21 protein-coding genes are annotated in these 17,560 nt (G+C 46.8%); 15 read left to right on the top strand and 6 right to left on the bottom strand.

Going from position 1 to position 17,560, the window contains the following annotated elements; translation table 11 throughout:
- Positions 1-115: 115 nt before the first annotated feature.
- Positions 116-1,309, bottom strand: a complete 1,194-nt coding sequence (locus I2H39_RS28460) for a DUF2812 domain-containing protein (protein ID WP_195628103.1) — start codon at positions 1,307-1,309, stop codon at positions 116-118.
- Entirely contained in the window at positions 1,306-1,626 is a 321-nt protein-coding gene (locus I2H39_RS28455; protein WP_195628102.1) for a helix-turn-helix transcriptional regulator, read from the bottom strand. The genes I2H39_RS28460 and I2H39_RS28455 overlap by 4 nt, the downstream gene beginning before the upstream one ends.
- A 185-nt stretch (positions 1,627-1,811) precedes the next feature.
- On the opposite strand from I2H39_RS28455, the gene I2H39_RS28450 reads away from it, so the two are divergent.
- The 15 genes from I2H39_RS28450 (at position 1,812) to I2H39_RS29720 (ending at position 12,905) form a co-directional block, all read left to right on the top strand.
- Complete coding sequence (locus tag I2H39_RS28450; RefSeq protein ID WP_195628101.1) at positions 1,812-2,360, top strand: DUF4259 domain-containing protein; 549 nt, start codon at positions 1,812-1,814, stop codon at positions 2,358-2,360.
- 21 nt (positions 2,361-2,381) lie between these two features.
- Positions 2,382-2,798 (top strand): hypothetical protein, encoded by a 417-nt coding sequence (locus tag I2H39_RS28445; protein WP_195628100.1) that lies wholly within the window; start codon positions 2,382-2,384, stop codon positions 2,796-2,798.
- A gap of 40 nt (positions 2,799-2,838) precedes the next feature.
- Positions 2,839-3,741 (top strand): conjugal transfer protein TrbL family protein, encoded by a 903-nt coding sequence (locus tag I2H39_RS28440; protein ID WP_195628099.1) that lies wholly within the window; start codon positions 2,839-2,841, stop codon positions 3,739-3,741.
- 2 nt (positions 3,742-3,743) lie between these two features.
- A complete protein-coding gene (locus I2H39_RS28435; RefSeq protein WP_240305347.1) occupies positions 3,744-4,130 on the top strand; it encodes a DUF4406 domain-containing protein in 387 nt (128 codons plus the stop codon).
- 4 nt (positions 4,131-4,134) lie between these two features.
- Positions 4,135-4,398: a hypothetical protein gene (locus I2H39_RS28430; protein WP_195628097.1), complete on the top strand. Its 264-nt coding sequence runs from the start codon at positions 4,135-4,137 to the stop codon at positions 4,396-4,398.
- On the top strand, positions 4,395-4,985 hold the full coding sequence (locus I2H39_RS28425; RefSeq protein WP_195628096.1) for a hypothetical protein: 591 nt from the start codon (positions 4,395-4,397) through the stop codon (positions 4,983-4,985). The genes I2H39_RS28430 and I2H39_RS28425 overlap by 4 nt, the downstream gene beginning before the upstream one ends.
- Before the next feature lie 79 nt (positions 4,986-5,064).
- Positions 5,065-6,828, top strand: a complete 1,764-nt coding sequence (locus I2H39_RS28420) for a DUF87 domain-containing protein (RefSeq protein ID WP_227147745.1) — start codon at positions 5,065-5,067, stop codon at positions 6,826-6,828.
- Entirely contained in the window at positions 6,825-7,847 is a 1,023-nt protein-coding gene (locus I2H39_RS28415) for an amidoligase family protein (protein ID WP_227147736.1), read from the top strand. Before I2H39_RS28420 ends, I2H39_RS28415 begins: the two co-directional genes overlap by 4 nt.
- A gap of 21 nt (positions 7,848-7,868) precedes the next feature.
- Positions 7,869-8,366, top strand: a complete 498-nt coding sequence (locus tag I2H39_RS29390) for a gamma-glutamylcyclotransferase family protein (protein ID WP_227147733.1) — start codon at positions 7,869-7,871, stop codon at positions 8,364-8,366.
- 24 nt (positions 8,367-8,390) lie between these two features.
- Positions 8,391-9,572: an NlpC/P60 family protein gene (locus I2H39_RS28410; protein ID WP_195628094.1), complete on the top strand. Its 1,182-nt coding sequence runs from the start codon at positions 8,391-8,393 to the stop codon at positions 9,570-9,572.
- Positions 9,573-9,649: 77 nt separating this feature from the next.
- Positions 9,650-10,015: a DUF6103 family protein gene (locus tag I2H39_RS28405; RefSeq protein ID WP_195628093.1), complete on the top strand. Its 366-nt coding sequence runs from the start codon at positions 9,650-9,652 to the stop codon at positions 10,013-10,015.
- A 42-nt stretch (positions 10,016-10,057) separates the two neighbouring features.
- Positions 10,058-11,032, top strand: coding sequence for a DUF5688 family protein (locus I2H39_RS28400; RefSeq protein ID WP_195628092.1), 975 nt, complete (start codon positions 10,058-10,060; stop codon positions 11,030-11,032).
- Between the two features lie 31 nt (positions 11,033-11,063).
- Positions 11,064-11,348: a DUF6103 family protein gene (locus I2H39_RS28395; protein WP_195628091.1), complete on the top strand. Its 285-nt coding sequence runs from the start codon at positions 11,064-11,066 to the stop codon at positions 11,346-11,348.
- Positions 11,349-11,412: 64 nt separating this feature from the next.
- Positions 11,413-11,715, top strand: a complete 303-nt coding sequence (locus I2H39_RS28390) for a hypothetical protein (RefSeq protein ID WP_195628090.1) — start codon at positions 11,413-11,415, stop codon at positions 11,713-11,715.
- Positions 11,716-12,299: 584 nt separating this feature from the next.
- A complete protein-coding gene (locus I2H39_RS29720) occupies positions 12,300-12,905 on the top strand; it encodes a LysR family transcriptional regulator (RefSeq protein WP_195628089.1) in 606 nt (201 codons plus the stop codon).
- A gap of 481 nt (positions 12,906-13,386) precedes the next feature.
- On the opposite strand, the gene I2H39_RS28375 is transcribed toward I2H39_RS29720, so the two are convergent.
- The 4 genes from I2H39_RS28375 to I2H39_RS28360 all read right to left on the bottom strand — a co-directional run bounded on the left by I2H39_RS28375 (position 13,387) and on the right by I2H39_RS28360 (position 17,479).
- Positions 13,387-13,722, bottom strand: a complete 336-nt coding sequence (locus tag I2H39_RS28375; protein ID WP_195628087.1) for a hypothetical protein — start codon at positions 13,720-13,722, stop codon at positions 13,387-13,389.
- A 133-nt stretch (positions 13,723-13,855) separates the two neighbouring features.
- Positions 13,856-14,458, bottom strand: coding sequence for a cytidylate kinase-like family protein (locus I2H39_RS28370; RefSeq protein ID WP_195628086.1), 603 nt, complete (start codon positions 14,456-14,458; stop codon positions 13,856-13,858).
- Positions 14,459-14,463: 5 nt separating this feature from the next.
- Positions 14,464-15,813 carry an MATE family efflux transporter gene (locus I2H39_RS28365; protein ID WP_195628085.1) on the bottom strand — a complete coding sequence of 450 codons (1,350 nt, stop codon included), beginning with the start codon at positions 15,811-15,813 and terminating at the stop codon, positions 14,464-14,466.
- 796 nt (positions 15,814-16,609) lie between these two features.
- On the bottom strand, positions 16,610-17,479 hold the full coding sequence (locus I2H39_RS28360) for an AraC family transcriptional regulator (protein WP_195628084.1): 870 nt from the start codon (positions 17,477-17,479) through the stop codon (positions 16,610-16,612).
- Between the last annotated feature and the right edge of the window lie 81 nt (positions 17,480-17,560).

The raw sequence follows: 17,560 nt of genomic DNA, 5'->3' as shown, positions 1-17,560 counted from the left end.
AGTAGTTGCTGTTATATATAATACAAGGACTGAAGGTCCAAGAAAGAACTTTCAGCCCAGTTATTATCATAGAAGATCAGCTTTTACAGACTTTTCTTCACACACTCTTCGTATATTACCGATTGGAGAAAACATTCGCAAGTAAATCAAGTCTTTCACCCAAGTCAGCATAACCCTGATAGCGAATGTAAATAACCTGATTGCCCCACCGGACAAATAGGTGACTCATGCAGTATTCCTCATTCACCGCCAGCACGGTACGGTCAAAGGCATCAGGCTCGTAGATTGTGTATTCCTCATTTTCCCATATGTGCAACTCCATCAGTTCATCAAACAGCGCCGGTGCAAAAGCAGAAAATGCTAAGCGATAATATTCTGTACTTGCACTTGGAGAATAATAACCGCTTCCATCAGGCCATTTGTGTGACTGCTCTGCTCCATTTTGATGAATTTCATAATGCTCAGGCACCAAGAGTGTCCAAGAATAGTCCACATAGTTATTGTAATCAAAATCCGAGTCGAGAATAAACATCGGTTCTGCCCAGGCAAATTCCTCGCTTTGTTCAATTAAATCCAACGAAAGGTATGGCAAAGGCTTTGTCACATCAATGACGCTTTTTGTCCAGTTAGTTGTCAAGGTTAACAGCGAAGTGATTATAACTGCAATAGAGAGTAGTAGTGTCACCCTATTGACAATGCGGTAGCCACGATATTCTTTGTGGTAATCTTTCTTGTGGTCGAGGCAAATTCCATCTGCAAGCAGTTTCTTTGTCTGCAAGGCTCTTTTTGCCTGTTGTACCACCTGCGCAGCAAGAAATAAATCCATTACTGCCAGAAAAATGTAAAGAGGACTTGTTAAAAATAATGTGACAGGTCGGTCGGAAACAAGAAATCCTCCGAGCAACATTGTCAAAATAGCAATTACGCCAATACCAGTGTATATCGCTGTATGCGTTAACCTTTTGCACAGCCTACGGTAGCTCTCGCTTTGTACGATGGGATCGGTGTGTAGCTCCGTTGCATCAGCTCGTGTTGACTTCCAAATAAAGAATTGATTACCTTGATGGGCAACAAATTGCCAACCGGCATCCGCATAGTCAGACAGCATCTCCTCAGACGGCATTACTTCATCATTTGTTGTAGGCTCAACACGATAGCAGACCTCCTGCGGATCAGTCTTTAAGAAACGGAAATATGCAAGGTTATTCCCTTCATAAACCAAGCCTTTTTTCGCCATGTCAGAAAGCCAACACTCAAAGGCAACGGTATCGTAAAAATCAAACGGTGGTCTTTTATAATGGTATTTCATCTTTGTTCCTCCTCCCAAGTATTACTATCTGCAAGACACTGTGTAAGTCGTTCACGCTCATTGTAGTACATTTGAATGCCTTTGTCGGTGATACGGTAGATACGCTTGCGACCATCCGTGCGAGTTTCTACTAAAATTTTCTCTTCTTTAAAACGACCTAATATGGTATAAAGTGTTGCAGGCCCCAATTGCACACGACCTTTGGTTAAAGTTTCAACTATGCTTGCAATTTCCGCTCCACTGTATTCACCATGCAAAAAAGCCATGAGGGTGTAAAACATACTTTCACTGACAACTTCTATGCGTTTATTACCCATCTCTAATCCTCCTATTTATCGAGGGTTGATATTATATATTCAAGCATATCATCGAGGGTTGATATTGTCAACTATAAACACCGCCCTTTTACAAGTATTGACTGGCAGATTCTTGGAATGTAAAAGGAGTTAGCAGGTACTGGCAGGATAATCACCTGTTCAGGATTGAAATAAGGAGGGCGCAAATGGGATGTTGGGGAATCACAGCCATGCAGTCTGATGCCGGACTGGATGCGGTAGGATTCATACGGGAACACCTGCCACAGGATGGACAATTGGAACTTAGCAAGGTGATACAGTCCTTGAATCAGGATGAATGGAACAGACCGCCGGAGGTCACGGATGGACAATCCCATACCAGCCCCATGGCACTGGCTGAAATCATGGTAAAATTCCTGGAACGGGATATCGGCAGTCTTGACTATGACGAGGAATCCAACAAATTCGGAGGAATCACCTCATTTACGGCAACCAGGGAATCCATCCAATGGGTCCGGGATTATATAGAGGATACCCTTAAGAACAGTAGGAAAAATGCCGGACTGATGGAAGCACAGGGGATGAAGTGGGGCGGATGGTTCAAGGAAGAGGATTGGACAGGCTGGCAGGAACATATGACAGAACTGGTGGAACGTCTCGATGTGCTTCTCACATCGGCAGACAATCCGGTTGAGCTGGTCCAAGGAAAGGGACAGGAGTATGCCCCAGCCATAGGAACCATGACCCAAACATGATAAGAAAGAAGGAGACAGCCCATGACTTTTTTTGAACAGGAACTTAAAAAAATATTTGCGTATGACTCCGTGATTATGGATAAACGTTTTATTGGAAATGCATGCTACGGCAGGCTGACCGATAGTATACGGGTAAAAATCTGTTTTACCACATGTGATTATGCGGACCACTATGAGGCATTGAAAGTAACCCTGCTGAACCGTAATGAGGGAGAGATTGACCGAATGCTTCTATATTTTCGCGACCTATGGGGGATAAAAAAGACCGATAATCCGAACTTCCGGGAAGGAATCAGTCCTTATGTATGGGGGTATCAGGGAAAAGCAGAATGGTATGTGTACAGGCCAACCAGGGATGATTACCAACAGCTCACTGATGCAGTCCGGATGTATGTGGAGCTATTCCAGGAACCGGTGCGGGGCCAGCAGTTGTGTTGATAAAACGGCTCTCTGAGGGGGAAAGAGGTGGGCGCAAGAGGTGTTCATATGGGATTTTGTAGTAGATACAGTATTTGAGGATATCATTGAATGGTTTTACGGGCAGCTGGTGGGATTCCTGGGAGCATTCTTCGGGATGATGGGAAACATGGGGGCAGAGATATTCGAATTGGGCTGGGTCCAGGGGATTGTCCAGTTTTTTGTCTATTTGGCCTGGGCCTTGTATGTAACCGGACTGGTGGTGGCTGCCTTTGAATGTGCCATTGAATATCAGACAGGCCGCGGCAGTGTGAAGGATACCGCCCTCAATGCAATCAAGGGTTTCATGGCGGTTGGATTGTTCTCCACCGTGCCGGTAGAGCTGTACCGTCTGGCCATCACGATGCAGGTACAGGTGAGTTCCGCCATATCCGGGCAGGGCACCGGAGTAACAGAGCTTGCTGCAGGCATCATGGATAACCTGTCATCCGCGGGCTCATTGAAGGACGCGGACCTGTCTTCTCTGTATGGGGGGCTGGACCCGATGGGAAATGGAATCCTTACAATCTTCCTCATCATCATGATGGGATATGCGATTATCAAGGTATTCTTCGCCAACCTTAAGCGAGGGGGCATCCTGCTTACACAGATTACAGTGGGGAGTCTGTATATGTTCTCTGTCCCAAGGGGATACGTGGATGGGTTCATGAACTGGTGCCGACAGGTAATCGGCCTGTGCCTGACAACGTTCCTGCAGGCTACCCTTCTGACAGCGGGACTCCTGGTCATCCGGGAACACGCCCTTTTAGGAATTGGAATCATGCTGGCGAGTGGTGAGGTACCAAGGATAGCAGGGCAGTTCGGCATGGATACAAGTACCAGGGCAAACCTGATGGGCTCGGTTTATGCGGCCCAAAGTGCAATCAATCTTACAAGGACGGTGGTGACTATGATACCAAAATGACGATGGGACTGGTATATATTGCAAGTCCTTATGCAGGGGATGTGGAGGCCAACCTTGCCTTTGCGGGACAGGCTGGCCGGTATTGTGCGATGCAGGGAGGCATACCCGTGATTCCCCATATAATGTATCCCGCATTCCTGGATGATAGGAATCCTGTGGAACGCAGTCTGGGAATGGAAATGGGATTAAGACTCATGGAAGCCTGCGATTGTATCTGGATATGCGGGGATGTTATAACCCCAGGTATGAAGCAGGAGATGGAGTTCGCCAAAGGAATCGGAAAAGAGATGCGGTTTGTGGACAGGAATGAAATTCTTGCATTGCCGAGTGAAAGACAGAATGAGATAGAAGGGATAGAAATGAGAGGAATGCAGCAGGAAGGAGGTTAATGGGATGACTTATCTGTATCCGGACCATTTAAGGGCCAGGGCGACCCTGTGGTTATGGGACTTAAGGGACCTTGGCCTTATAGGCATAGGGGCGGTGTTTTCCATTGCTTGTTTTTCCGTGAGCGGGGTCCTGTTTCCCATGGTGCTGACAGCTGTGTATGGTTTTTTGTCCATCCAGTTTGATGGTACACGCATCCAGGATATTATCCGGTATGCGTGTGCTTTTTTTGTGACTCAGCAGCAGACCTATGAATGGAGGAGGGAATGAAGAGGGACAAAAGGGAACGGCAGAAGACGGAAGGGACAAGACAGCTGATTGGTATCCAGGAGATAACGGACTACAGCCTGCGGACCGTGGGGCATGGTGAGTTAGTGTTCTTCCTGCTCCATCCAAGTAATCTGTCCGTGTTGTCGGAGTCAAGCCTGGCTGCCAGGATATATGGACTTATGACGGTACTCAAAGGAATGGCGGAACTGGAGATGCTGTGCCTGAACAGCAGGGAGAACTTCGAAGATAACAAGAAATACCTTCAGGACCGGGCAGAAGAGGAGGAGAACCCCGCAATCAGGAAGCTCCTTGAAGCAGACCTGGTGTTTCTGGACCAGATTCAGGTACAGATGGCTACGGCACGTGAATTTATCCTTGTGGTACGGCTTCAGGGGGAGGAAGAAAAAGAGGTGTCACCCTATTTGAACCGGATTGAGAAGACATTGAACGACCAGGGATTTACGACCAGACGCGCAGATGGGGATGATATTCGCAGGGTCCTGGCCGTGTACTTTGAGCAGAACGTGACCACGGAGCGGTTCGAGGAATCGGATGGTGAGCGATGGGTGATATTCCATGACCGTTGATTGGGAAGGAGGGAGAACAATCGGAAGAAAAGGAAGAAACCGAAGGGATGAAGCGGTATATGTGAAGGATTTTATTGACATGGTCAGCCCGTCCGTCATTCAATTTGAAATGGACCATTACGTGTGCGGGAATACCTACCGGTGCGTGTGGGCACTCAGGGAGTACCCAACCAGTACAGAGGAGCAGGCCATCCTGCGCAACCTGGGGGAAAAGGACGGGGTGACCCTTCGCATCTACACCCGGCAGGTATCACCGGCAGAAGAACGGAAAATCATCAGCAATGCCGCCAACAAGAACCGGATGCGGCAGGGAAGTACGGAGAACCTGCAGGACACCATCACCGCAGGTAATAACCTGCAGGATGTGGCAGACATTATATCAAAAATGCACCGGAATAAGGAACCGCTTCTGCATACGGCTGTGTACATCGAGCTGACGGCAGCGGACCCGGAACAGCTCAAGCTGCTTCAGGCGGAGGTACTGACCGAACTGGTGCGTTCCAAGCTGAACGTGGACCGCCTGCTCATGAGACAGAAACAGGGGTTTAAGAGTGTGATGCCATCCGGCTGGAATGTGTTCAGGGAACAGTATGAACGGGTGCTCCCAGCCAGCAGTGTGGCCAATCTGTACCCATTCCACTATTCCGGAAAGACAGACCCGAATGGATTCTACCTGGGCCGGGATAAATTCGGGAGCAACATCATCGTGGACTTTAACCGGCGTGCGGATGATAAGACCAATGCCAACATTCTCATTCTGGGCAACAGCGGGCAGGGAAAATCGTATCTGCTCAAACTTATCCTGTGCAACATGCGGGAGGCGGGGATGAACATCATCTGCCTGGACCCGGAGGGAGAATACCAGGACCTGACAGAAAAGCTGGGCGGCTGTTACATTGACCTCATGACTGGCGGATACAAAATCAATCTGCTGCAGGTACGGTGCTGGGATGAAGACGGAAGCCCGGATGACACAGAAGCACCCATGGCATTCCGTCAGACCAGCAGGCTGAGCCAGCACATTTCATTCCTGAAAGACTTTTTCCGGTCCTATAAGGATTTCACGGACCAGCATATCGATGTGATTGAAATCATGGTTGGAAAACTATACGGCCGGTGCGGTTTTACGGACAGGACAGATTTCAAACGGCTGGGACCTGCGGATTACCCGGTCCTTTCCGACCTGTACCAGCTGATTGAGGCGGAGTACCAGGCCTTTGACGATGACAGGCGCCATCTGTATACGGCGGACCTGCTTCAGGAAATCCTGCTGGGTCTTCACTCCATGTGCAGGGGAGCGGAGGCCCCCTTCTTTGACGGACATACCAACATCATAGATGACCATTTTATCGTGTTCGGCGTGAAGGGACTGTTGCAGGCCAGCAAAAACATCCGGAACGCAATGCTGTTCAACGTACTGTCGTTCATGAGTGATGCTCTCCTGACCAATGGGAAGACCGTTGTCAGTATTGACGAATTCTATCTGTTCCTCAGTAACCTGACAGCGGTTGAGTATGTCAGAAACTTCATGAAACGGGTGCGGAAGAAGGACAGTGCCGTCATCCTGTCAAGTCAGAACCTGGAGGACTATAACCTGCCGGGGATTGCGGAATACACCAAGCCGCTTTTTGCCATCCCGACCCATAGTTTTCTGTTCAATGCAGGGGCCGTGGATGCAAGATTCTATATGGATATCCTTCAACTGGAACAGAGCGAGTACAACTTAATCAAATATCCCCAGCGTGGTGTGTGCCTTTATAAGTGCGGGAATGAACGCTACAACCTGATGATCCAGGCCCCGGCCTATAAGGCCAGGCTGTTCGGAAAGGCGGGAGGGCGATGACAAAGCAGCAGGAGAACTATCAGGGGCCTGGTATGCGTGACCAGCGGTTTGGGATTGAGATAGAACTGACCGGACTATCGCGTAAGAAGGCAGCGGATATCATAGGGAGATATATGATGAAGACGCCTATTTATGAAGGGGGTGCTTATTATTCCTATAAGATACCGGATGGACAGGGGCGTCATTGGCAGGTGGTGTATGACGGCAGTATAACAGCAGAATGTAAAAGCGGTCCAGCCAGTGATGAATATAAGGTGGAGGTGGTAAGCCCTATCTGCCGGTACCTGGACATCCCGGATATACAGGAGATTGTCAGACAATTGCGTCACGGCGGGGCCATGGCCAACAAATCCTGCGGCATCCATATCCATGTTGATGCCTCCCCCCATAACGCAAGGACATTGAGGAACATTACCAACATCATGGCGAGTAAGGAGGACCTGATTTATAAGGCGCTTCAGGTTGAGGTGGCACGGAAAAACCAATACTGCAAGCCGGTGGATACGTCATTCCTGGAGCAGATTAACCATGAAAAGCCGAAGAATATGGACGAAGTAAGCAGAATTTGGTACGGGGGAAAGAAACGGGCCAATAAGCACTATGACCAGACCCGTTATCATTGCCTGAACCTGCACTCCGTGTTCCAGAAGGGAACCATTGAATTCCGCCTGTTTAATTCCACGACCCATGCCGGGAAGGTGAAGGCGTATATCCATCTTTGCCTGGCCATCAGCTACCAGGCGCTCATACAGAAATGTGCCAGCAGGAGGAAGACTGCAAGCACCAACGAAAAATATACCTTCCGTACCTGGTTGCTGCGTCTGGGATTAATCGGGGAGGAGTTTGCCAATACAAGAAAGCATCTGCTGGAGCATCTGGATGGCTGCATCGCTTGGAAGGACCCGGCCCAGGCAGAGAGACAGAAGGAACGCCTGCGGGCGAAACGTGAAAAGGAAGCATATGTAAACCAGGATGGACGGGACAGGACAGAGGAAGCTGGCCCGTCCATTTCTATGTAAGGGACTGGAATGGAGGTAAGAATGGAGGAAGGAATATTATATGTAGCATATGGCTCAAACCTGAGCCTGACCCAGATGCAGCGCAGGTGCCCGACCGCCAGGGTCGTAGGGCTGGCAGAACTTATGGACCATGAATTGCTGTTTAAAGGTCACCGGGAACAGGCATTTGCGACCATCGAACCCAAACAGGGCAGCCGTGTACCTGTCCTGATATGGAGAATCCAGAGAGCGGATGAGGCTGCCCTGGACCGCTATGAGGGCTATCCGCAACTATATGGGAAAAAACAGGTGGAGGTTTCCATGGGAAGGGAACGGATGGATGCAATGGTATATGTCATGACACCAGGCCATTCCTTTGGCCATCCGTCCGTCAGATATTTAAACATTATTCGGGAAGGCTATCGGAATGCAGGATTCACTCCGGCGGTACTGGAGAACGCCGTCGCTTATTCGGAGCAGATGGCAATGCAGCAGGAGGACCAGAAGAACGGGATGGCTGGGATGGATTTCCAACAATGATGAACAGGAAGGAGGTGAGTCCGGATGGCAGCACCTGTTCTGGGGGCCATAGCAAAGGCGTCCATCCTTGCGGCAGCGGATGAAACGAACCGGAAACGAATGGTGACTGTGATGGGAGTCATCCTATCCCCTATCCTCATGGTTATCCTGTTCATGATGGGAACGCTGGCGGGGATGACCCGGCATAACCAGGATGCGGTACGGACTGTATTTGAAAATGGACAGGTACCGGAAGGGACACCAGAGGAATACCGGCAGTTCATTGCAGGGATGCAGGACAGCTTCCGCCGGATTGGTAATGCAATGGACGAAGTCACGGGCCTGATTGAGGAAGGGGAGATGGATGGTATGCTGGTGAAATCCATCTTTTATTCGCTTTTTTATGATTACGATGGCCTCCCTGTCCCATTGTCAGCAGCGCAGGAGTTCGTGGACTGCTTTGTGCGGTACGAAGAACGAACCAGAGAAGAGACGGATGAGGAAGGAAACACAACGGAGGAAACCTATCTGGTGGCAATCCCGCTTACCAGTCAGCCGGAGATTTATGGAAATATCCGTTCACGCATCAAGCCGGTAAGTGACATGGACCAGGCTAACGCAAATGAAATCTACTACCGGATGGTATATGGAGTAGGTGCACCTACGGAAGGGGATGGTTTTGTGGACTGGTCTGACTGGAACGGGACCCTCACACCGGAAGAATACGAAGCCATCTGCAGGGATTTGCCGGAAGGAGAAGCAGGAAGCCTGGCCGTACAGCTTGTTATGTCCAGGCTGGGGGACCCATATTCACAGGAAAAACGTGGGCAGGGAACGTATACAGACTGCAGTTACCTTACCCTATGGGCCTATCGTCAGCTGGGCGTCCATCTTCCAGGGACCGCAGCAGAGCAGGCGCAGTACTGTATGGAACATGAGCTGGTAGTGGCAAAGTCCAGTCTTGTTCCAGGCGACCTGGTGTTCTGGTCCCATAAACCTAACGGACGCTATATGAATATCACCCATGTAGGTGTGTATGCAGGAAATGGGATGGTAGTGGATGCCTCATCATCACGCGGCAAGGTGGTATATAGGAATCTGTTCGATGCAGACAAGCAGGTCCTGTATGGACGGCCTGCCCTGCTCAGTACGGTCGGGAGGAGCATGCAAATGAAGATACAGTTTGAACGAAAGCCGGATTCCTTTGTGTTGAGGGTACTGCAGTGACAGGGATTATAGGTTATGGGTTGCCGATGAGGATGATATCCAGGCACCCGAAATGAAAATGTAAGGAGGAAATGATTATGACAAAGAAGAACATTACAATTGAATTCCCAGAGGATAAACTGAATGTTTTATTATTTTTTCTGAACCGTGAGCAGCAGAGTCTGGAGACATTGATGGAGGAGCAGCTGGAAAGACTGTATAACAGGATGGTTCCCAAACCCACCAGAGATTTTATCCAGTTTCAGATGACGGGTGAGGTTGCGCCGGATACAGAAGAGGTACAGGAGGTAGTGCAGGGGACTGCAACAAGCAGCGGGACGAAACGAAATAAAAAGCAGGAACGGCAGACTGCTACGGCAGCGTCCTCAAAACCAGACACACCTAAGACGGATGGAGCAGACCAGGTGGAAGAGGAAAGCACCGGTATGCAGATGGGAATGTAGGAAACAATGGAAGAACCATCTTGAAAACAGGGAGGAAAACACTTGCTTTTTGAGGAATTTGTATCGGTAATCGCTGGGAAACTGAAGGAAGCGTACCAGGAAAGAGGAATGGATTATGATGTCTCAGTCAGGAATCCTATGAAAGTGAATCAGGAAACCAACCTTGCAATCGTTATAACGATACCCGGCCAACAGGCATGGCCTTCCATTTCCATGGATACGTACTATGCTGAATCCGTACTGTACGGGACAGGAACGGATGAGATTGCCGGCCGGTTACTGACCTTGGTCGAGAGGGAGGGAATAGGAAATCAGTTGGAGGGTCCACTTTTTAAGAAGGACCGGATTCTGGATAACATCCGCATGGAGTTGATTCACGCGGACAAGAATCAGGAGCTGCTGGCCCAGGTCCCGCATCGGATGGTTGCAGATTTGGCGCTCATTTACCGGTATGCGGTTAAGGATGCACAGGGGGACACGATGACTGCCATTTTAAATAATGAGAGCATAGAGAGACTGGGAGTCCGGGGGGAAGAAGAGCTGTTTCGTGTAGCCATGGAGCAACGCAGAGAGAATGCACCCCATATCATAAAGGGCATTCAGCAGGTCATCAGCGAATTAGGTGAAAGCCTGCAGATTGAAAGTAACCATGAGCATGATGACCCGGAACGTAACAAGATTTGGAGTGTGTTAACAACCAAGGATGGCTTATATGGTGCTTCCTGCATTCTGTACCCGGAAGTTGTGGAGGAACTTGCTGCTATCAAAGGTGGAAATTTTATCCTTCTGCCGTGCTCTATCCATGAATGGATTGTCTTACCTGATTATGGCATATACGACGAATTGGAAGAGATGGTCCGGTGCATAAATCAAAATGAGGTGGGGGAAGAGGAAATCTTATCGGACCATGTTTATTACTATGACGTCCAGAAACAGGAGCTGTCTATCTGTGATACAGGAGAGGGGCAGGCCATGTGTACAGAGGCGGATAGAGGATGGATTGGCTTCTTAAGTTAACAGAAGTCAGCGGAATTTAAGGAGGTTTTCTATGAAGAAGGCTATCATACAACTGAGATATGATGAGGAAAAATTGTCTGCATTGGAAAAGTACATGAGGAAGAAAGAGGCGGACCTGGAGACAGAACTCCAACAGACGTTGCAGAAACTGTATGAAAAATATGTGCCGCCAGCAGTCAGGGAATACATTGAAAGCCGGGAGTCAGGTGAGGGAAGGGCAGGTATGAGGGGGCAGGAAAGACGGAATACGACCAATCGAGAGGAAGATGGAACAGGGGAGAGAAAAGGCAGGGAACATATGGCAGGGGAACTATGATATGTCCAGAGGCATGAATTGAATCAGTACACCCGTAGGCATTGAAAGAAGTGGAGCATGATAGATGGCAGAAGTGGATGAGAAACTTCAGGCGTTAGTAGAGTTCATCATACAGGACGGCACCCAAAATACATCAAGCGGGAACTGGATGATATACTTTGCTGAACTGGATGAACACTGTGGCCTGCGCATTGAGGAGTGTCCCCAACTTCAACAGTTGATTGGTGACATGCTTCGAGAACGGCCAGAAGTGGCAGAACTATATACGGAAACGGATGGTTTTGACGTGACATATTACCTTGATTACTGTGAGGAATACCAACAGGATGGGGAAGATGGCAATATGCTATCCTGGGGAGAGGGGTAAACGGCGGTATCATCATTGGATAGACCATGAATAACCAGGTAAATATATATTTTATCAGACAATATTTACTACTATGGTGTCCAAAGGCAAGAACTGACCGGATGTGGAGATGAGACAGAACAGGCGATTGATTAACCGATGTTGGGAGGGTAAAATGGGCCAGTAACGTATGGTAAGCCACCATATGGGGTTTTAGACAGAAGGCAGGAAATATTAGACATGTCAGTAGAAAATGCCGAAGTTTTGGGGAGATTTGAAAAATAGTTTAAATTCACACATTATTATGAAGTATCATGATTCAGTGGCATCTATTCTATTGTAACAGTACATTAAGCTACGGTAGTTTAGATGCCACTTGCGGTTTTTGAACGGATACGATGGATAAGACCACAAGATGTGGTGGTTTTTGAAAGAAAATCGAGTGAAATTGCGGCCTGGAAATGGGTGTTTTTCAGGGCGTGAGAAATAGATGCCTTGGCCCTGGGAGATGGATGCTCCTGGGGCCTTTTGGTTCTTCTGCTAGTGGATATCTGTATTGATTTTGAATGTCATGCATGATATTGTGTAAAAAAGGAGGTAATCCAATGGATATCCGAGTTTTAGAATACTTTCTCATGGCAGCCAGAGAAGAAAATATCACCAAAGCAGCACAACTGCTTCATGTGACACAGCCAACCCTCTCCCGCCAATTAATGCAGCTGGAGGATGAATTGGGGGTAAAGTTGTTTGAGAGAACCAATCACAGTGTCTTGCTGACGGATGAAGGCTTTTTATTCCGGCGCAGGGCGCAGGACATAGTTGCAATGGCAGAAAAAGCAAAGAGTGAGGTGGCGCAAAATGAAGAAACATTGACAGGCATTATTTCTATCGGCTGCAATGAACTACGCAGTGTTCAGGAATTAGCACAGGCTATGACTGCTTTTCAAAACCGTTATCCTAAGGTGAAATTGGATTACAAAAGCAATGGAAGATTATATAGTGATTCTTCTCATGTGCTGTGTATGGGTGGTTTTGGGAATTGCGCCGTTTCAGATTGCATTTGGGAGTTTTTCCAGTACAACAATCTGGCTCTTAATCGCTGCCATGGGGGATTTTATGCGGTCTTATGGGGCTGTTTCCAATCATGGTTTTATACAGGCCATCCGGAGATAAAGCATGTGACAGGCAGAAAGTCCAGGCTATGTATCTGAATCTGGGTCCGATAATAAAAGATGAGAAGGTTGCACTGGCAATCCTGTTGGGCTATGTGTGTTTATGGATTATGGAGCAAAAGCTTGGAATTCCGGCAGCGGTTACCGCTATTTTGGGATTATGTTTTTTATCCGTATCCGGAATTTCAACATGACAGGATTTTGAGAACAGGATTCCCTGGGGGTTAATTGTCTTTACGGGCGGGGCCATCAATCTGGTATCTGTCATTACAGAGGCAAAAATCGACCAGTGGATAGGGACAGTTCTTGGCCCTGTTTTCATTCTGTTAGCGGAGCGTATCTATTTGTTTCTGCCCGTGGTAGCAATCGCTGTTCTGGTGACCCGTTTCCTGATTGTAGATATGGCAACCTGTTATTCTTTATTTATACTGGTATTGCTGCCAGTTTGCCGTGAATATGGGATCAGCCCCTGGCTGGTGGGAATGGCTTCGTATGTCGTGGTTTGCCAAGTATCAGAATACTAATTTTTTAGCGGCATTCCAATCGGCGGGCGGTGAGAATGTTGTTCGCAATCGGAGACGGACAGTTTTAGCGATTTTTCATAGATAGCAGTTCTCATGTCCTTACCTACACGGGCGGCTAACACCGAGCAGGTATAACCGCCTAAAATACCACCGGCACCGGAAATAACAGAAAACACAGCCATCTTAATACCAGTGTTTACCAGCAGATTAAAAGAGGCGCCCGATGTACCCAAGTTGAGCATTTCCGCTGCCAGTGTGGGAATAAACAGAAGTAAAATAGTAACGGCACACAAAACCCAATGTCGCTTGATAAAATGTAGCACAAGTTTCATATCTATCATCCTTTCTGCAATAAAGAATGCGCCCGGTTCCCTTACGTAACCGAGCGCACCCGACTCCTTTTCCGATATTGCGGCTGTGGCCGCATATCCTCCGAAGAATACAGCGTTATATTTTGTTAGAACCTCACTTTATGTAGCGAGAAACCGCCAATGCGATTTTCTCCAGGTCGGCATAAGAGGTATTCACCATCAAATCGTAGTTTTGCCGTGCGCCCCATTTCTGGTCGCTATAAAACTCATAATATCTGGCACGTCCCTTGTCGATCTCAGCCATTTTTCGTTTCATTTCCTGCTCTGAAAGCTGTTCTTCCTCGGCTGCCCGTTCCCGGCACCGGCGCAGTTTGCTCTCATAGTCCGCATATACGAAAAGGCGAAACGGAGCCTTTTCACGCAAAATATAGTCTGCACATCTGCCCACGATCACACAGGAGGACTTTTCTGAAAGTTCTTTCAGCAGCTTATGTTGCTCCACATAAATCGCGGTTCGCTGTTCAAAAACAGGATTGACTGTTGGATAAAAACTCCGCCCAACATGAATTGTAATCGGGAATGCCGGAATTTGTTCAACAAACTGTTGCACATAGTCTTCCGCAAGAGAGGTACGCTTGGAAATCTCCGTAATGATTTCCTGATCGTAATAGGCGATATTCAATTTTTCTGCAAGCAAGCGGCCCAGTTCGCGGCCACCGCTGCCAAACTCACGTCCAATCGTAATAATCTGATACATAAAAATTAACTCCTTTCTACCGTCAATGGCGCACCAGGTAATCTTTTCGTATAGGTGCGGATTCTGCTGACAGCATAAAACATGACCAGCAATTCCGTAATTGACATCGCAAACCAAAGCATATTGGCTCCGGCTATAACCGGCAGAAGTAAAATTAAAATGCCGCTGATGACCAGACCACGCGATACAGATACGATAAAGGCCGCTTTGGGCTTGAGTATCGCCTGGAAATAGTAAGTTGAGAATATATTTAACGGAAGCAGTAAGAACGACAAAGCGTAACAGCGAATAATCGTTGGAGCCATCGCCAAAATCTCCGCAGTAGGTTCCATAAAAATTCGGATATACAAATTCGGACAAATGAAACTCAAAGTAATCCAAAACACACCAAAAAAGGCCGTTGTATAAAGTGCATACCGTAGAGTTTCCTTAATCCTTTTCCCATTACCCGCACCGTAATTTGTGGAAATTATCGGCTGTGCCGCTTGCCCCACACTATAAGCACAGCACTGAACAAAAGTGCTTACGTTGATGATTGGGCCGTAAATTGCCAATGCATTTGCGCCGAGATATTTCATAATCTGCCGGTTAAACAACACAGTTAGAATCCCCATCGCAACATCAATGTAGAAAGTCGAAAAGCCGGTTACGGAAATCTCACGCAGCTTCTTACATATAGCCGCTGGCCGTTCAAATACCAGAGAATTCTTGCGGCTGAAAAAGTGGGTCAGCAGAACCATGAAAGAGATTGCAGAACCAATCGCCGTTGCCAATCCCGCGCCATAGATACCCATATTAAAGGTGAAAACGAAAATGTAATCACCCAAAATGTTAAAGATACCACCGCTCAACACACCCAATGTAGCAAGCCCCGGATTTTTGTCATTTCTCAAAAATGCGGCCAACATTTGATTGAACAGGAAGAGCGGGAACACAAATTTAATAGGCCGCATATATTCCTGGGCCAAGGGAAGCAAAGTATCATCCGCTCCAAAAAACTTGAGTATTATCTGATCCGCAACTAGAATGACTGCCCATGCAACCAGGGACAGAATTACAGACCCAATTACCGCTACGGTAAAGTATTGATTTTCGTCCCCTGGTCTGTCAGAATCTCTACCTCGCTTCGTGCTGAAAATAACAGAACCGCCAATCCCCATCAGAAGTCCCAGGCTATAAATAATATTCCAGACGGGAGCTACGACTGCCAGTGCTGCTGTACCGCTGGGGCCTTGATACTGGCCCACCATCGCCATATCAACGATAGAGTAGATAGAGGTGATCATGGCACTTCCGAATGCGGCAGACAGGTATTTGAAGTACATCGGTTTAATTTTTCCGTTCAGAAAATCCATCGCTTATTCCTCCTTTTTACATTAAAAAAGCCGGATAAAATATCTGAACAAAAACGGTTCTCTTATCCGGGCTTCTTATACGCAAGAGTGCCCTCCGCTAAACCGTATGCTCAGTATCTTATCCGGCCTTATACTTACGATTATAAGTCCTCCGATAACCACTTACATAAATAAATTTTGTACTATAGTATTGAGACGGTTGTTTACAACAGGGGATTCAAAGCCATCCGATAATTTTTACTCATGAATTAGCCGCACATCGTACATCTCTATTTTTCCATAATGTACTCCTCCTTTTGATCGAACATGATATTACATGGACTTTTAATCATATCTTGTATTGTGCAAAATAAAAAAGCCGGATAAGAAAACCGATTAAAACGGCTATTCTTATCCGGCACCCTCATACGCAAGGGTAGCCTCCGAAAAACCGTCTACTCGGTATCTTGTCCGGTCTTATACTTACGATTATAAGTCCTCCGATTACCGCCTCAGTATAGCATATTAAAATTACTTGTCAAGTATAAAATTATTTTTTTATTGAGAATTTGGGAATCTTTTTAAATACATTTTTCCACATGCCCCCTGCCTATATTTTATCATAATAAAAGAATCTGCCCACTTATAACAGATTCCTTTGCTTGTTCCCTAAGCTTATGATGCTGGGCTACGCTGATGGTCTTGACTACCATAATTATAAGTGATTTTGAACCATTAAAAAGGACTGTTTTGTCAAAAGGTAACAAAAGGTATATTTTTGAATTTGCACGTATATAGAGAAGATGCAGACATAATGTTATAATTTGCTATGTGATGAAGAAAACTTTTTCCGATATTGAAGTGGTGTTATGAATTCTCGCTTTTTAAAAATGCGTACAAAATTATTGACGTTGATGTAACCTACTTGTTCGGAAATTTCTTCCACAGACAGATCTGTTGTAACTAAAAGTTTTTTTGCCTCGGTTAGCCGGAACATAATTAAATAATCTTTGAAAGAGTCCCCTACAATGTCTTTGAAGGCAAGAGACAGAGAGTGGCGACTTACGAAGACTTGACTGGCAATATTCTGCAGTGTGATTTTTTCCTTATAGTGATCATTGATATATCGCTGTGTCTCTACCACAGCAAAAGAAATCCCTGTGTGACTACGCATTGGGAAGGCCTCAGGATGGGTTCTGTACAAATCTATGAGGATAGCCACTACAAGAGATGCGCTACGGGATGTAAAAAACGCATCTTTGCGTACAAATTCATTAGTCATTCTTACAAATAAGGGATGAAGTAGGAGGAAAGCTGAATCGCTTAACTGAACTACATGGCAGAAATTTTTTGGCCGCTGCAGAAAGATGGAAACGAGTTCAATGTCCTTAATGTTGGTAAGAATTAAATCACTTGACATGGATGCAACAAAACGGCAATAAGGTTGCTCTTGAATTAAAAAATGATGTCGCTCCAGGCGACTGATAAAAATGAGGGACTTTCTGCCTATGGGATAGCTCTGGTGTTCAATGACAGCGGTACCACGACCAGCAGTTACAAGAATCATCTCATACTCAAAATGCGCTTCAGATTCATGTAAAGATGGTTTATTCGGATTGACGAAGGAACATAAAAGCTGTTCTTCGGAGTAAACACAACTGACAGCGGGTAGATGAGAGTAGTCCATGCAAGTTCTCCATTCTTGAAAAGATTATAAAGTCATTATATGAGAAGCAAATATAAAAGTCAATTTGAAAATATTTGGAGG

It is taken from the genome of Clostridium sp. 1001283B150225_161107_B6 (genome assembly GCF_015556325.1).
GTDB lineage: Bacteria > Bacillota > Clostridia > Lachnospirales > Lachnospiraceae > Enterocloster.
This window is presented reverse-complemented; position numbering and strand designations above follow the sequence as displayed.

Bases quoted from the DNA above. Each gene is read 5' to 3' on its own strand.
- I2H39_RS28460 (WP_195628103.1), bottom strand. From the start codon at position 1,309: ATGAAATACCATTATAAAAGACCACCGTTTGATTTTTACGATACCGTT.
- I2H39_RS28455 (WP_195628102.1), bottom strand. From the start codon at position 1,626: ATGGGTAATAAACGCATAGAAGTTGTCAGTGAAAGTATGTTTTACACC.
- I2H39_RS28450 (WP_195628101.1), top strand. From the start codon at position 1,812: ATGGGATGTTGGGGAATCACAGCCATGCAGTCTGATGCCGGACTGGAT.
- I2H39_RS28445 (WP_195628100.1), top strand. From the start codon at position 2,382: ATGACTTTTTTTGAACAGGAACTTAAAAAAATATTTGCGTATGACTCC.
- I2H39_RS28435 (WP_240305347.1), top strand. From the start codon at position 3,744: ATGGGACTGGTATATATTGCAAGTCCTTATGCAGGGGATGTGGAGGCC.
- I2H39_RS28430 (WP_195628097.1), top strand. From the start codon at position 4,135: ATGACTTATCTGTATCCGGACCATTTAAGGGCCAGGGCGACCCTGTGG.
- I2H39_RS28425 (WP_195628096.1), top strand. From the start codon at position 4,395: ATGAAGAGGGACAAAAGGGAACGGCAGAAGACGGAAGGGACAAGACAG.
- I2H39_RS28420 (WP_227147745.1), top strand. From the start codon at position 5,065: ATGGTCAGCCCGTCCGTCATTCAATTTGAAATGGACCATTACGTGTGC.
- I2H39_RS28415 (WP_227147736.1), top strand. From the start codon at position 6,825: ATGACAAAGCAGCAGGAGAACTATCAGGGGCCTGGTATGCGTGACCAG.
- I2H39_RS29390 (WP_227147733.1), top strand. From the start codon at position 7,869: ATGGAGGAAGGAATATTATATGTAGCATATGGCTCAAACCTGAGCCTG.
- I2H39_RS28410 (WP_195628094.1), top strand. From the start codon at position 8,391: ATGGCAGCACCTGTTCTGGGGGCCATAGCAAAGGCGTCCATCCTTGCG.
- I2H39_RS28405 (WP_195628093.1), top strand. From the start codon at position 9,650: ATGACAAAGAAGAACATTACAATTGAATTCCCAGAGGATAAACTGAAT.
- I2H39_RS28395 (WP_195628091.1), top strand. From the start codon at position 11,064: ATGAAGAAGGCTATCATACAACTGAGATATGATGAGGAAAAATTGTCT.
- I2H39_RS28390 (WP_195628090.1), top strand. From the start codon at position 11,413: ATGGCAGAAGTGGATGAGAAACTTCAGGCGTTAGTAGAGTTCATCATA.
- I2H39_RS29720 (WP_195628089.1), top strand. From the start codon at position 12,300: ATGGATATCCGAGTTTTAGAATACTTTCTCATGGCAGCCAGAGAAGAA.
- I2H39_RS28375 (WP_195628087.1), bottom strand. From the start codon at position 13,722: ATGAAACTTGTGCTACATTTTATCAAGCGACATTGGGTTTTGTGTGCC.
- I2H39_RS28370 (WP_195628086.1), bottom strand. From the start codon at position 14,458: ATGTATCAGATTATTACGATTGGACGTGAGTTTGGCAGCGGTGGCCGC.
- I2H39_RS28365 (WP_195628085.1), bottom strand. From the start codon at position 15,813: ATGGATTTTCTGAACGGAAAAATTAAACCGATGTACTTCAAATACCTG.
- I2H39_RS28360 (WP_195628084.1), bottom strand. From the start codon at position 17,479: ATGGACTACTCTCATCTACCCGCTGTCAGTTGTGTTTACTCCGAAGAA.